The following is a 13,950-nucleotide window of genomic DNA, read 5'->3' as shown; positions in this document are numbered from 1 at the left end:
TTATGGGCGTTTTCGGACTGTCAGCTATCAGGCGCGTAGTTCGCGTTCATCGCGGCCGAACGTCGTAATCTGGTGGGAAGCGGTCGTTCCGCTCCATGCTTATTATTCGTCACTGCCCGCCCGCCTGTTCACCAACCAGCGAACGCCGATGCCTATGGGAGCAGCCACAAGGAAGGTAGGAAGAAGAACTTCGAGCCAGAAGCCGGGATGGCACTCTACATCAGGCATGCAGTCACCCAAGCTCGCTACAAGGGTTGCAAACATGAAGACCGGGATGCCGAAAAGCGCCGCCAGTCCGCAGCCCCATCTACCCCCACGGGTTCCTCCGCCCCTGTAACGGCTGTCGCTCATTCGGGTAAGTTGCACGCTCCATCGGTTGTCCGCAATTGGCCGTTTTCGGCCTGTCCGCTTTCCGACGGGCAAGTTGCTGGCACACGCAGCTCAACTGCTTAGGCCGGTGCCCGACCCGCTTGCGTGCTGTCCATATTCCCGTATCGTCGAGCAAACGAATGAGAGGGTAATTCATGAAGTTAGTGTATCTTGCCGCGCTTGTCGCGGGGGCGGCGACCGGTGCCCAGGCGCAGGCTTTGGACCCCGACCCGTCGGTGCGATACGGTCGCGGCACGCATGAAACGACGGGAACTTTCAGCGAGCAAAAGTCGCTGCGGACGCGGTGTGTCGCCGAAGAGCGGGGCGGGCGCCATCTCTCTTCAACCTGTGCACAGTATAAGGCAGACCTCAATCGATTGCTGCGGCGTCAAGCTAGGAAGTAGAACCGTGATTGCGGCATCTGCACGATATGCGGGCGGATCGCCCACAGCTGTACTTGCAGCACTCGTTGGCACAGTTTGTCATCGCTAAATAGTAGGCCCTGACGACTAGGTTTGGGCGAGCGCGGTCGGTCGCTTTTACAGGTTCACCCCCTAGCCCGAGCCTGTCTCAACTGCGGCATGCTGAACGCGTTTGAGAATCCACCGCGCACCAGTCACGAACCGGATTCGCCCCACGCTGCCCCTGAAGCATCCTCACGGCAACCCCGGGTAAGGACGTCAACGCCCCCCCCGCGGCACCAACACCGCCAGTTTCGGGTGACGCCAGCCCCCCCGCCTTGCTATCGGGCGCGCATGACGACCCCCTCCCCGGATTCGCTCCCGCCCGTCACGCTGCTGCGTGGCGCGGCGCTGTTCCTCGATTTTGACGGGACGCTGGTCGAGCTTGCCGCGCGGCCCGAACTCGTGACGGTCAGCGAGCGGCTCGCGACGCTGCTCGAGCGGCTCCGCACGACCCTTGACAACCGCGTCGCGATCATCAGCGGGCGGTCGGTCGACGGCATCCTCGCGCTGTTCGGCCCGGTGCCGCTGACGATCGCGGGAAGTCACGGCCTGGAGGTGCAATCGCACGACGGATTGCGATCGCTGCCGGAACGACCACCTGCGCTCGATCGTATTCTGAATATCATGAAAGATTTTGCTCAAGCGACACCCGGCCTGCTGGTCGAGGAGAAACCCTTTGGCGCGGCGCTGCATTATCGCGCCTGCCCCGAGATGGAACCGCAGGCGCATGCACTTGCCCGGACCCTCTCTGAGGAAAGCGCGCTGCATCTGCAGACCGGCAAGATGATGGTCGAGCTCCGCGTCGGCGGCGGCGACAAGGGTTCGGCGCTGCGGCGCCTGATGGCCACGCCGCAGATGGCGGGGTTCACGCCCGTCTTCCTTGGCGACGACGATACCGACGAACCCGCGATGGCGGCGGCGGCGGCGCTCGGCGGCGCGGGCATCCTGATCGGGGCATCGCGCCCGAGCAGCGCGGCCTACCGGCTGCCCGATGTCGCGGCGACGCTCGACTGGCTCGAAGCCGCGTGCGGGGTGGCGGCATGAGCTCGCTCGATCTCTGGCCGATCGGCAATTGCCAGGTCAGCGCGCTCGTCGACCGTGCGGGCAGCTTCGTCTGGGGCTGCGTCCCGCGGATCGATGGCGACCCCTTGTTTTCCGCGCTACTCGGCGGCGAGAAGCCCGAGCGCGGCTATTGGGGAATCGCGATCGAGGACAGTGTCTCGGTCGAGCAGCATTACATCCGCAACACCCCGATCCTCGTCACGCGCCACACCGATGGCGCCGGCAACGCGATCGAAGTGATCGATTTCTGCCCGCGCTTCATCAGCAATGGCCGCAGCTATCGCCCGGTTTCGTTCGCGCGGATCATCCGCCCGGTCGCCGGCAGCCCACGCGTCCGCATCCAGCTTCGCCCGACCTGCGGCTGGGGCGGCAGCTGCAACGAGAAGATCGGCGGGTCGAATCACATCCGCTTCCTGCTCGAAACGATGGCGATGCGGCTCAGCACCACCGCCCCCGTCGGCATGATCCAGAACGAACTTGCGTTCCGGGTCGAGCGCCCGCTGCACTTCTTCCTCGGCCCGGACGAGAGTTTCGCGGGCGATCTCGCCGAGACGCTCGACGCGATGCTCGCCAAGACCACCGCACACTGGCAGGAATGGGTCCGTGGCCTCGCGATCCCGCTCGAATGGCAGGATGTGGTGATCCGCTCCGCGATCACGCTCAAGCTGTGCCAGCACGAGGAAACCGGTGCGATCGTCGCCGCGATGACGACGTCGGTGCCCGAACATGCGGGGTCGCAGCGCAACTGGGACTATCGCTACTGCTGGGTGCGCGACGCTTATTATACCGTCCAGGCGCTCAATCGGCTCGGCGCGCTCGACGTGCTCGAAGGGTATCTCGGCTATCTCCGCAACATCGTCGATGCGGCGGCGGGCGGCCATATCCAGCCGCTCTACGGCGTGCTTGGCGAGGCGCAACTCGAGGAGCGCGTCGCGCCCGATCTCCCCGGCTATCGCGGGATGGGCCCGGTGCGCGTCGGCAATCAGGCGTATGAGCAGATCCAGCACGATGCTTACGGCCAGATCGTGCTGTGCAGCGTGCACGCGTTCTTCGACACCCGCCTGTTCCGGCTCGCCGGGCTCGAGGATTTCGAATCGCTCGAACATGTCGGCGAACGCGCCTGGGCCAATTACGACCAGCCCGACGCCGGCCTGTGGGAGCTGCGCACACGGCAGAGCGTCCACACCTATTCGTCGGCAATGTGCTGGGCGGCGTGCGACCGGCTCGCCAATGCTGCGCACAAGCTTGGGCTGACCGAACGTGCGACGCTGTGGCAGGACCGCGCCGCGACGATCCGCGAACGGATCGAGACTGCGGCGTGGCGGCCCGAAACGCGGCGGATGTCGGCGACCTTCTCGGGCGATGATCTCGACGCGAGCCTGTTGCAGTTGCTCGACCTCCGCTTCCTCGAACCCGAGGATCCGCGCTTCATCGATACGCTCAAGGCGGCCGAGGAAGGGTTGCGGCGCGGCTCGTTCATGCTGCGCTACGCGATCGAGGATGATTTCGGGATGCCCGAGACCGCCTTCAACGTCTGCACCTTCTGGCTGATCGAGGCGCTCCACTTTACCGGGCGGAGCGAGGATGCCCGCGCGCTGTTCGAGGAAATGCTCGCGCGCCGGACCGCAGCCGGGCTGCTGTCCGAGGATATCGAGCCCGAGACGGGCGAACTCTGGGGCAATTACCCGCAAACCTACTCGCTGGTCGGCATGATCAATTGCGCCGCCCTGCTGAGCAAACCGTGGAGCTCGATCCGATGACTCGTCTGGTGATCATCTCGAACCGCGTATCCGCGCCCAAGGGGTCGGAATCGGGCGCGCAGGGTGGCCTTGCGGTCGCGCTCCAATCGGCTCTGCGGCAATATCGCGGCGTGTGGTTCGGATGGTCGGGCGAACGCACCGACCATTTTACCGGCGACATCAACTTCCATCGCAACGATGGCGTCACCACCGCGACGATCGACCTCGAAGACCAGGACATCGACGAATATTACAACGGCTATGCCAACCGGACCTTGTGGCCGCTCTTTCACTACCGCGTCGATCTCGCTGAATATGAACGCGATTTTGCGGGCGGCTATCAGCGCGTCAACGAACGTTTCGCTGAGACCGTCCAGCCGCTGATCGAGACGGAGGACGTCGTCTGGATCCAGGATTACCACATGTTCCCGCTCGGCGACGAGCTGCGCAAGCGCGGGTGCGAGAACCGGATCGGCTTCTTCCTCCATATCCCGTGGCCGCCACGTCGCCTGCTGTCGATCCTGCCGGAAGCGCAGGAACTGGTGCGGCGGATGTTCGCCTATGACGTGATCGGCTTCCACACGCAGGAGTGGCTCGAGAGCTTCCTCGATTTCGCGCGGCTTGAAATGGGCGCGACCGTCGCGGACGGCACCGTCACGCTCGGCGACCGCAGCGTTCGCGTGCTCGCCTGCCCGATCGGGATCGACGCGCCCGAATTCGCCGAGCTGGCGCGGAGCGTCGTCGCGCGGCTGACCTATCGCCGGATGCGCGACAGCGCGGACGGGCGCGACATGATCGTCGGGGTCGACCGGCTCGACTATTCCAAGGGGCTTGAGGAGCGCTTCCTCGGCTATGAGCGGTTCCTGGTCGAGCATCCGGAAGAGCGCAAGGAAGTCTTCCTGCTCCAGATCGCCCCGCCGTCGCGCGGCGCGGTCGGGAGTTACCAGCGGATCCGCAACACGCTCGAAAGCCTGTCGGGCCGGATCAACGGGGCGTATGCCGACGTCGACTGGGTGCCGATCCGCTACGTCAACCAGGGCTATGGCCGCGATACGCTCGCGGGGATCTACCGTGCGTCGAAGATCGGGCTCGTCACGCCGTTGCGCGACGGGATGAACCTCGTTGCCAAGGAATATATCGCGGCGCAGGACCCCGAGGATCCGGGCGTGCTGATCCTGTCGCGCTTCGCGGGCGCGGCGGCGCAGTTGACCGAGGCGATCCAGGTCAACCCGTACAGCGCCGAGGAAATGGCGGATGCGATCCTGACCGCGCTGCGGATGGGCAAGGACGAACGGATCCGCCGCTGGCGCGCCTGCATGGATTCGATCGAGGATCAGGACATCGACTGGTGGCGCGAGACGTTCCTCGCCGCCTTGATGGCGGCGGACATGCCCGAGGCATCCGCGGCGGCCTGATCGTCGTCGTGCAACGGGAGCCTATGCAGCATCCGCTCGTTGATGCGGATGCTGCAACTCTCCCATGAACTGATCCTGCTCGGGATCGGCGGACTCATCCTTCTCGCCGCCTGGATTCCGTTGCTGCTCAAGAAGCTGCCGCTGTCGTTGCCGATCATCTGCATCGGCCTCGGCCTGTTGCTGTCGATGACGCCATGGTTCCAGGCGAGCCAGACCCGCCTGACACACGACCCGACGCTCGAACATCTGAACGAAGGTATCGTGCTGATCGCGCTGATGGGCGCGGGGCTGCGGCTCGACCGTAAGTTCGGCTGGCAGCGCTGGCGCTCGACCTGGGTCCTGCTGCTTGCCGTGATGCCGCTGACGATGCTTGCGGTGTTCGCCGCGGCGCATTGGGGTGTCGGCTTGAGCATCGCCGCCGCGCTGCTGCTCGCGGCCGCGATCGCGCCGACCGACCCGGTGCTCGCCGCCGATGTTCAGACCGGCCCGCCGACGCAGGGCGAAGATGGCGAGACGCGCTTCGGGCTTACGTCGGAGGCCGGCCTCAACGACGGCCTCGCCTTCCCGTTCATCGCGCTCGCGATCAGCGTGCAACAGGGGGCGGTCGACTGGTTGCACTGGTCGCTGGTCGAGGTCGCTAGCGACCTTGCGCTCGGCGTGCTGATCGGCTGGGTGCTGGGGAGCATCGCGGGCTATCTGATGTTCCGCCTGCCCTCGGCCAAACTGTCGGACACCGGGGACGGACTGGTCGCGATCGGCGTGACCTTCTGCGCTTATGCCTTGTCCGTGTTGATCCACGGCAACGGCTTCATCGCGGTGTTCATTGCGGCGCTGACGATCCGATCGACCTGCCCCGACAATGAATTTCACACGGCGATGGCCGAATTCTCGGGCCAGATCGAACGCGTGCTGATGACACTGGTGATGGTGCTGTTCGGCTGGGCGGTCGGCAAGGGCCTGCTCGCGCCGCTCGACTGGCGCGGGGCGCTGCTCGCGGTGGGAATCGTGTTCGTCATCCGCCCGGCTGCCAGCCTCGTCGCGTTTGCGCGGTCGGATACGCCGGGGTTGTCGAAGCGGCTGATGGGGTTCTTCGGCATCCGTGGGATCGGGACGCTGTTCTACCTGCAATACGCCTTCAACCGCGCCCAGTTCGGGGAGCGCTCGCAGATCTGGGCGATCGCGGGAACGGCGATCCTGTTGTCGATCGTCGTCCACGGGATGACCGCGACACCGCTGATGGCGAAGGCCGATGCGCGACGCGAAGAGCGAGAAAACGCCGAGGCGACCGAACCGGCGTAAGCGCTTAACGTTATCCGGTTGGCCGTTCGCGTCGAGCGCAGCCGAGCGGTCCAGCACCGCGCCGGTTGCCCGACGTCGCGGAAAACGAAAGGGGGGCGGGAAGCCGTCAGACTTCCGCCCCCCTGCTCTGACCCGACGCGGTCGGATCAGAGCTTCGTCAGCGTCAGGAACAGCACGTACAGCGCACCCGAGAGCGCCATCGCGACCGGCAGCGTCAGCAACCACGCGAGCGCCATGTTGATGACGGTCCGCGACTGCAACCCGGCACCGTTGGCGACCGAGGCACCCGCGACCCCCGACGACAGGATGTGCGTCGTGGAAACCGGCAGGCCGTACACTTCCGCCGCCATGATCGTCCCCGCCGCGACCAGCTCGGCCGACGCGCCCATGCCATAGGTCAGGTGCGACTTGCCGATCTTCTCGCCGACGGTGATCACGATCCGCCGCCAGCCGACCATCGTGCCGAGACCCAGCGCGAGCGCGACCGTGATCTTGACCCAGGTCGGGATGTAGCGCGTGCCCTTCTCGAGGTTGGTCTGATAGCCGGTGATCGCCTTCAGCTCGGGCTCGCTGAACGTCGCCGCAGCGGCCTTCTTGTCCTTGGTCGCGAGCCGGGTCGTGTCGAGCACGAGATACATGTCGTTGCGCAAGTTCGGGGTCGCCGCAGCGGACACCTTGTTGAGCGAACCGAACGCGTTGATCCGCTGGCCGAGATCGCGCGACAGCGACGATGCCGCGGCATAGACCTGGGGGCTGGATGCCTTGCGCGTCTGGAGCGCCTTGGTCAGCACGCCGCGCGCTTCGTCCATCGTCGCGACCGTGCCGCCATTGGCATGGACCGAGAAGGCGTTCGCAGCAGCATTCGCGCTCGCGACGAACGCCGGCGTCTGGCTCTCGGGCATCGTGCGGTTGAGCGCATAGGCGGTCGGCGCGCAGCCGATCAGGATCAGCATGATCAGCCCCATGCCCTTCTGCCCGTCATTCCCGCCGTGTGCGAAGCTGACCGCGGTGCAGGTGAAGATCAGCAGCGCGCGGATGCCCTTGGGCGGCGGCGCATTGCCCTCGGGCTCCTTGTAGAGCTTGGGGTTCTTGAGGACGAACTTCATCACGATCAGCAGCAGGAACGCCGCGCCGAAGCCGATCAGCGGTGCCATCCACAGGCCGGTGAGAACCTTGGTCGCCTGGCTCCAGTCCACGCCCGACGTTCCGCCGACGCCCGAAGACATCAGCTGGTTGGCGAAACCGACGCCAAGGATCGACCCGATCAGCGCATGGCTCGACGAATTGGGCAGGCCGACGAACCAGGTGGCGAGGTTCCACAACACCGCCGCGAGCAGCAGCGCGAAGATCATCGCGAAGCCTGCGCTGCTACCGACGTGGAGAATCAGGTCGACCGGCAGCAACGTGATGATCGAATAGGCCACCGCCCCGGTCGAGAACATCACGCCGAGGAAGTTGAAGAAGCCCGACCAGACGACCGCGAGCGGGGCTGGCATGGAATGGGTGTAGATGACGGTCGCGACCGCATTGGCGGTATCGTGGAAGCCGTTGACGAACTCGAACCCCAGCGCGATCAACAGCGCGAGCGCGAGAAACGCGAAGGTCCCGAGCGCGAGGCCCTCGCCGACCTGCTTGGTATCGGTGAAGATGCTGAAACCCGCGAAGGCCAGACCCGCCACCATCACCGCCAGGAAGATCCAGCGGCCGGCGGGATGCAGGTGATGATCCAACCGGGGGCCGCTCGCTGCCTCAGCTTCGAGAGGCGCCGACAAGGTAGTAGCCATGGCTTTGAAAGGCCTTCACTCGGTTGGTTACGGGTGTTTAAGATGTACTGGTGTTCCGCGCCGATAGCTGCCTCGCACGACAAAGGCCAGCCCCGAAGCATCCGGTCGATGGTAACCGCGTCCCATTCTCACCATAAGACGTTGAATACTATGACGGTCGGTCGCCACCGCGAACCGTCGCCACCCTAACCCATGGCGCCGTTCGACACCTGGCACCCCGCTCGACTTGCCTCCTAGTATAGATACGGCATTGTTTTGCGCACGCTTCGGGGCAAGCCTTCGCCACTGGCGCGGCATCCCCGGCCGATCGACGTCGTCCGGAGTCGCACCGCTGGGGCCTATGCAACGGCGCGCTTGCTCCCACGGCGCGCGTTCCCTACCTGTTCACAGATGAGTCTCCCTGTTTCCCCCGACGCCCTTGCGCCCCATGATCCACCCTATTTGCGGGGCCTCAACGCGCCGCAGCGCGACGCGGTGCTGACGACGGAAGGCCCGGTGCTCGTGCTCGCGGGCGCCGGCACCGGCAAGACTGCAGCGCTGACCGCGCGACTCGCGCATCTGCTCAACACCCGAAAGGCGTGGCCGAGCGAAATCCTGAGCGTCACCTTCACCAACAAGGCCGCGCGCGAAATGCGCGAACGCGTCGGGCGACTCGTCGGCGATGTGGTAGAAGGGATGCCATGGCTCGGGACGTTCCACGCGATCGGCGCGAAGATGCTGCGGCGGCATGCCGAACTGGTCGGACTCCAGAGCAATTTCACGATCCTCGATACCGACGATCAGATGCGGTTGCTCAAGCAGTTGATCCAGGCCGCCGACCTTGACGAGAAGCGCTGGCCCGCGCGGCAGCTCGCGGGGCTGATCGATGGGTGGAAGAACAAGGGGCTGACCCCGGCGCAGATCGACGCGGGCGAGAGCGAGCTCTACGCCAACGGGCGCGGGCAGGAATTGTACGCCGCGTACCAGACCCGTCTCGCCGCACTCAATGCGTGCGATTTCGGCGATCTCCTGCTTCACATGCTCGTCATCCTGCAGCGCGATCGCGACGTGCTCGCCGACTATCAGCGCCGCTTCAAGTACATCATGGTCGACGAGTATCAGGACACCAACAGCGTCCAGTATCTCTGGCTCCGTCTGCTCGCGCAGGAGCGCAAGAACATCGCCTGCGTCGGCGACGACGACCAGTCGATCTATTCGTGGCGCGGCGCGCAGGTCGAGAATATCCTGAAGTTCGAAAAGGACTTTCCGGGCGCGAAGATCATCCGGCTCGAGCAGAATTACCGCTCCACCCCGCATATCCTGGGGGCCGCCTCGGGCGTGATCGCCAACAACAGCGGGCGGCTGGGCAAGCAGCTCTGGACCGAGCTCGACGTCGGCGAGAAGGTCAAGGTGCTCGGTGTGTGGGACGGACCAGAGGAAGCGCGCCGCGTCGGCGAGGAAATCGAATCGGCGCAGCGCGCGGGCACCTCGCTCGACGAGGTCGCGATTCTCGTCCGCGCGCAGCACCAGACGCGCGAGTTCGAGGACCGCTTCATCGCAACGGGCATCAACTACCGGATCGTCGGCGGCTTCCGCTTCTATGAACGTGCCGAGATTCGCGATGCGCTGGCGTATCTGCGCGTCGTCGCGCAGCCGGCGGACGATCTCGCGTTCGACCGGATCGTCAACGTCCCCAAGCGCGGGCTTGGCGACAAGGCGGTGTCCAAGGTCCACCAGCTCGCCCGCGCGCAGGGCATCCCGCTCGTTACTGCCGCAGCGCGTCTGCTCGACACCGACGAGCTGACGGGCGCCGCGCGCAAGTCGCTCGGCAATCTCGTGATCGACATGGCGCGATGGCGCGCGCAGGTGACCGAGCTGTCGCATGGCGACCTCGCCCGCATCATCCTCGACGAGAGCGGCTATACCGGCATGCTCCAGGCCGAGAAATCGGTCGAGGCGGCGGGGCGGCTCGAGAACCTGACCGAGCTGGTGCGCGCGATGGAGGAATATGAAACCCTCGGTGCGTTCCTCGAACACGTCAGTCTCGTGATGGACAATGAGGCGGCGGCCGAGGAGCCCAAGGTCACGATCATGACGATCCACGCCGCCAAGGGCCTGGAATATGACACCGTCTTCCTCGTCGGCTGGGAGGAAGGACTGTTCCCCTCGCAACGCTCGCTCGACGAGGGTGGTACCGCGAGCCTCGAGGAGGAACGCCGCCTCGCCTATGTCGCGATCACCCGCGCGCGCCGCCGCGCGACGATCCTCCACGCCGCCAACCGCCGGATCTATGGCCAGTGGACGAGCAGCATCCCGAGCCGCTTCGTCAACGAACTCCCGCCCGAGCATATCGAGGCCGAAAGCAGCATGGCGGGCGGCGAAAGCCTGTGGCGCGCCAACTGGTCCGAACGCGCCGATCCGTTCGCGGACGTCGCGCGCGGGACCGGGCGTGGCCCCGGCTGGCAGCGGGCGGCAGGGGTCGGCGGCGGGGTCGGCGGCGGGTCCAAGCCCGGCGGGGACTTTACCAGCCGCACCTTCTCGCGCGAACCGTCGCGCGTGCAGGAGTCGCGGTCATCCGCGATCAGCCTCGGCAACAAGGGTCGCAGCGACGTATCGGTCGGGATGCGCGTCTTCCACCAGAAGTTCGGCTACGGCCTGATCGCGGAGATCGAGGGCAACAAGCTCGAAATCGACTTCGAAAGCGCGGGGCGCAAGCGCGTGATGGACAGCTTCGTGACGCTCGGCGGCTGATCGTGCGGGGCATACGCTTCACCGTCGCGTGTGTCCTTGGCGACGCACCACGATGGGCGGCATAGCGGCACGATGCTGTTCCTCGCGCTCAAAGCCCTCATCTCCGGCATCCTTATCGCCGCCGCATCGACGCTGGCCAAGCGGTATCCGGGGTTCGGCGCGCTGGTCGCGTCGCTTCCGTTGGTATCGGTGCTGGGGATGATCTGGCTGTGGGGCGAAAAGCCCGACACCGGCAACATGGCCGCGCATATCGGCGCGACCTTCTGGTACATCCTGCCGTCGCTGCCGATGTTCGTGGTGATGCCGGTGCTGCTGCGCCACGGCGCCGGCTTCTGGCTGACGCTCGGGGTCGGCTGCGCGCTGACGATCGTCCTGTACACCGCACTCGTCGCGCTCGCACCGCGCCTTGGCATCGCCCTCTAGAATCCCGGTCCGCGCAACCATCCCGCTCTCAAAGTGTACGTGCGCTGTCGGATACGTTCAGCAAGCATAACCGGCCAGCACTGCATAACCGTCACAAGCCCGATCGCCGGGCCGAAAGGACTCATCATGAAGATCGCCCACATTCTCGCCGCTGCAAGCCTGATCGCCGGGATCGGTCTTTCGACCTCCGCTTCGGCGCAGGACTATCGCGGCGACCGCGGCGGCCATCACGATCGTCGCTTCGACGACCGACGTGGCGATCATCGCGATTTCCGTGGCGATCGTCGTGGCGATCGTCGCTATGACAATCGCTATCACGGCCGCCACAACGGCTATAACAACCGTGGCCGCAACTGCCGGACCGACTGGCGCAACCATCGTCGCGTCCAGATCTGCCGCTGACCCGTTTCCGGAGGGGCGCTCCAGCGCCCCTCCGGCTCCGACTGGCGTAGTCGGGCGAATGTAACCTTTACGTCATAAAGTCTTCACGCCATGGAGAGGGTAGATCAGGGTATCAGCGCCCTATCCTGCGACGATCGGGTCGATCGTCCAATCCAGGCGCAGCATATTTGTTCAACTCGGTCGTCTTCCCCTTCGCCCCGCCCGCCCCCGTCTATCCCGTCGGGCGATCGCAGACGGGCCTGATTCCAGGACGTTGGCTGGCGATCGGTTTCGCGGCGAGTCTGGCGTGCCTCGTTGCGCTGATGACCGACACCGGGCTGACGATCGACCCGCGCGCTCCGAGCACGCTGGTGTTCGCAGGGGTGTTCACGCTGGCGGCAAGCCTCCGGTATTTCCTGCGCACACCCCGCAGCGCGGCACAGCGCGTTGCGCGCGATATCGCCGAAACCTTTGGTCTGTTCACCGCCATATCGTTGACCGGGGCGGTAGCGACCTATCCGATCGGCGCGGAAACCAGCGGCACGATCGACCCCCTGCTCCAGCAGATCGACGTCGCGCTCCATTTCGACTGGCTTGCCTGGTATCAGGTCGTGGCCGATCATCGCGCGCTGCAGATCCTCGGGACCGCGGCGTATCAAAGCATTTACGTCAGCCCCGCGCTGATCCTCGGTTATTGTGCCTGGGCGGACAAGCGTGCGGCCGCGCGAGGTTTGATCGCGAGCTTCTGGGTCGCCGCGGTGCTCGCGCTGGTGCTGTTCAGCTTCTGGCCGGCATACGGACCGTTCGCGACTTTGTGGCACGGACCTGCTCCCTATCAGACCGAGAGCGGCCTCTACGAATCACAGTTGCTGCCGTTGCTGCGAAGCCATGTCCTGCGCGAGGTCGATCTGGGGAACCTGCGCGGGCTGGTCGAGGCACCAAGCTTCCACACCGCCAGCGCAGTCCTGTATATTGCCGCGGCGTGGCCGTTCGCGCGGATCCGCAAGCCGATCCTGCTGGTCAATCTCGCGATGCTGGTCGCTACGCCGGTCGAGGGCACGCATTACCTCGCCGACATGCTGGCGGGCGCCAGCGTGGCGATCGTGGCGGTGCTCCTGGTCACAATGGTGCGTCGGCGTCTGCCGGGCCACGCCTGAAACAGTTGAAGTCAACCGTTTCGAGAAGCGTGCGTTATGCCCGGTTCCTCGAAATCATACGAAACGAACAGACGAAGCACCGCGGCCGCGCGCGAAGCGGCGTGGAAGCGGTCGGCCGCCTCAGGCGTGTTCGACCGCCATCAGCGCCGTGTCGGCATATTTCGGATCGGTCGGTGAGAACAGTTCGCTCACCTGAAAATTGCGGTCGACGAGACCAAGGTCCACCAGCCCGATCAGCTTGAAGGTGCCGACCTTGAACTCCTTCGGCGGCTTGCCGTCGCGTTCCAGCACGACGCCGTCGACGTACAGTTCGTCATGGCGGGTATAGATGATGTGCGGCGCGAGCACGATGTGCATCTTGTTATACGTCGCGCTCAGGCACTTCTTGCGGACGATCGCCTCGAAGACCGTCGGCGTGGGTCCGGTAGGCATTGCAGCTTCGCCCTGTTCGTCGGGATATTTCATGACAACGTTGTACCAAAAATGGTGCGGTGCAGCAAGTAACGTTCGATCCGTCGCGTCGGATCCACGCCGAACCGTGTTTTCGCGGCTCATCAATCCGGTCGATCGTGTGGCTGAGGAACCCCACGCTGCAACCGCCCGTTGCACGGCCACAGGAGACAGTGATGACCGACCAGGCAGAGATCGAGCACAAATTCTGGAAGGCATTGCGTTCCGACATGACGATGATGCTCGGGCTCGACGGGGTCGACGAAGGGCATACGCGCCCGATGACCGCCCAGCTTGATAGCGACGAGGATCGCGGCCCGATCTACTTCTTTACCTCCAAGGAAACCGAACTCGTCGCCGATCTGAAGCCCGGCGCACGGGCGGTCGCGACGTTCGCGTCGAAGGGCAACGATCTCTTCGCGGCGGTCCACGGCACGCTGTCGCTCGACGATGATAGGGCATTGATCGACCGGTTGTGGAATCGCTTCGTGGCGGCCTGGTTCGAGGGCGGGAAGGACGACCCCAAGCTCCAGCTGATCCGGCTCGACCCGGACCAAGCGCAAATCTGGGTCGATGCCTCGAGCATGATCGCCGGGGTCAAGATGCTGCTCGGGATCGACCCCAAGGAAGATTACAAGGACAAGGTCGCCAAGGTAACGCTCGATTGAACGCGCACC

At 65.1% G+C, this 13,950-nt stretch carries 11 protein-coding genes; 9 read left to right on the top strand and 2 right to left on the bottom strand.

Going from position 1 to position 13,950, the window contains the following annotated elements; translation table 11 throughout:
• The first annotated feature begins 1,124 nt into the window (after positions 1 to 1,124).
• Genes otsB through RH91_RS12370 form a run of 4 tightly spaced genes read left to right on the top strand, consistent with a single transcriptional unit; the run spans position 1,125 to position 6,348 of the window.
• Positions 1,125 to 1,877: a trehalose-phosphatase gene (gene otsB / locus RH91_RS12385; RefSeq protein WP_010163094.1), complete on the top strand. Its 753-nt coding sequence runs from the start codon at positions 1,125 to 1,127 to the stop codon at positions 1,875 to 1,877.
• On the top strand, positions 1,874 to 3,655 hold the full coding sequence (locus RH91_RS12380) for a glycoside hydrolase family 15 protein (protein ID WP_010163093.1): 1,782 nt from the start codon (positions 1,874 to 1,876) through the stop codon (positions 3,653 to 3,655). The genes otsB and RH91_RS12380 overlap by 4 nt, the downstream gene beginning before the upstream one ends.
• Entirely contained in the window at positions 3,652 to 5,049 is a 1,398-nt protein-coding gene (locus RH91_RS12375; protein ID WP_037479395.1) for an alpha,alpha-trehalose-phosphate synthase (UDP-forming), read from the top strand. The genes RH91_RS12380 and RH91_RS12375 overlap by 4 nt, the downstream gene beginning before the upstream one ends.
• A 48-nt stretch (positions 5,050 to 5,097) precedes the next feature.
• Positions 5,098 to 6,348, top strand: coding sequence for a cation:proton antiporter (locus RH91_RS12370; protein WP_010163090.1), 1,251 nt, complete (start codon positions 5,098 to 5,100; stop codon positions 6,346 to 6,348).
• A 146-nt stretch (positions 6,349 to 6,494) separates the two neighbouring features.
• Here RH91_RS12370 and RH91_RS12365 read toward each other — a convergent pair whose 3' ends face one another.
• The gene (locus tag RH91_RS12365) at positions 6,495 to 8,132 is read right to left on the bottom strand and encodes an inorganic phosphate transporter (RefSeq protein ID WP_029623829.1); all 1,638 of its coding nucleotides are present in this window, start codon (positions 8,130 to 8,132) and stop codon (positions 6,495 to 6,497) included.
• Positions 8,133 to 8,522: 390 nt separating this feature from the next.
• Between RH91_RS12365 and RH91_RS12360 the strand changes: the two genes are divergently transcribed.
• The 4 genes from RH91_RS12360 (at position 8,523) to RH91_RS12345 (ending at position 12,823) form a co-directional block, all read left to right on the top strand.
• The gene (locus RH91_RS12360) at positions 8,523 to 10,862 is read left to right on the top strand and encodes an ATP-dependent helicase (protein ID WP_029623828.1); all 2,340 of its coding nucleotides are present in this window, start codon (positions 8,523 to 8,525) and stop codon (positions 10,860 to 10,862) included.
• 72 nt (positions 10,863 to 10,934) lie between these two features.
• The gene (locus tag RH91_RS12355; protein WP_029623827.1) at positions 10,935 to 11,285 is read left to right on the top strand and encodes a DUF3147 family protein; all 351 of its coding nucleotides are present in this window, start codon (positions 10,935 to 10,937) and stop codon (positions 11,283 to 11,285) included.
• A 126-nt stretch (positions 11,286 to 11,411) separates the two neighbouring features.
• Entirely contained in the window at positions 11,412 to 11,687 is a 276-nt protein-coding gene (locus tag RH91_RS12350) for a hypothetical protein (RefSeq protein WP_010163086.1), read from the top strand.
• 167 nt (positions 11,688 to 11,854) lie between these two features.
• Positions 11,855 to 12,823 carry a phosphatase PAP2 family protein gene (locus tag RH91_RS12345; protein ID WP_010163085.1) on the top strand — a complete coding sequence of 323 codons (969 nt, stop codon included), beginning with the start codon at positions 11,855 to 11,857 and terminating at the stop codon, positions 12,821 to 12,823.
• Between the two features lie 120 nt (positions 12,824 to 12,943).
• Here RH91_RS12345 and RH91_RS12340 read toward each other — a convergent pair whose 3' ends face one another.
• Positions 12,944 to 13,288 (bottom strand): hypothetical protein, encoded by a 345-nt coding sequence (locus RH91_RS12340; RefSeq protein WP_010163084.1) that lies wholly within the window; start codon positions 13,286 to 13,288, stop codon positions 12,944 to 12,946.
• Between the two features lie 161 nt (positions 13,289 to 13,449).
• Between RH91_RS12340 and RH91_RS12335 the strand changes: the two genes are divergently transcribed.
• On the top strand, positions 13,450 to 13,941 hold the full coding sequence (locus RH91_RS12335) for a pyridoxamine 5'-phosphate oxidase family protein (RefSeq protein ID WP_010163082.1): 492 nt from the start codon (positions 13,450 to 13,452) through the stop codon (positions 13,939 to 13,941).
• The last annotated feature ends 9 nt before the right edge of the window (positions 13,942 to 13,950 follow it).

It is taken from the genome of Sphingomonas sp. PAMC 26617 (assembly GCF_000242835.1).
In the GTDB taxonomy this organism is placed as follows: Bacteria; Pseudomonadota; Alphaproteobacteria; order Sphingomonadales; family Sphingomonadaceae; genus Sphingomonas.
The sequence above is the reverse complement of the archived record's forward strand: the minus strand, read 5'-3'. Positions and strand labels throughout refer to the sequence as shown.

Bases quoted from the DNA above. Each gene is read 5' to 3' on its own strand.
- RH91_RS12335 (WP_010163082.1), top strand. From the start codon at position 13,450: ATGACCGACCAGGCAGAGATCGAGCACAAATTCTGGAAGGCATTGCGT.
- RH91_RS12370 (WP_010163090.1), top strand. From the start codon at position 5,098: ATGCTGCAACTCTCCCATGAACTGATCCTGCTCGGGATCGGCGGACTC.
- RH91_RS12355 (WP_029623827.1), top strand. From the start codon at position 10,935: ATGCTGTTCCTCGCGCTCAAAGCCCTCATCTCCGGCATCCTTATCGCC.
- RH91_RS12350 (WP_010163086.1), top strand. From the start codon at position 11,412: ATGAAGATCGCCCACATTCTCGCCGCTGCAAGCCTGATCGCCGGGATC.
- RH91_RS12375 (WP_037479395.1), top strand. From the start codon at position 3,652: ATGACTCGTCTGGTGATCATCTCGAACCGCGTATCCGCGCCCAAGGGG.
- RH91_RS12365 (WP_029623829.1), bottom strand. From the start codon at position 8,132: ATGGCTACTACCTTGTCGGCGCCTCTCGAAGCTGAGGCAGCGAGCGGC.
- RH91_RS12360 (WP_029623828.1), top strand. From the start codon at position 8,523: ATGAGTCTCCCTGTTTCCCCCGACGCCCTTGCGCCCCATGATCCACCC.
- otsB (WP_010163094.1), top strand. From the start codon at position 1,125: ATGACGACCCCCTCCCCGGATTCGCTCCCGCCCGTCACGCTGCTGCGT.
- RH91_RS12340 (WP_010163084.1), bottom strand. From the start codon at position 13,288: ATGAAATATCCCGACGAACAGGGCGAAGCTGCAATGCCTACCGGACCC.
- RH91_RS12380 (WP_010163093.1), top strand. From the start codon at position 1,874: ATGAGCTCGCTCGATCTCTGGCCGATCGGCAATTGCCAGGTCAGCGCG.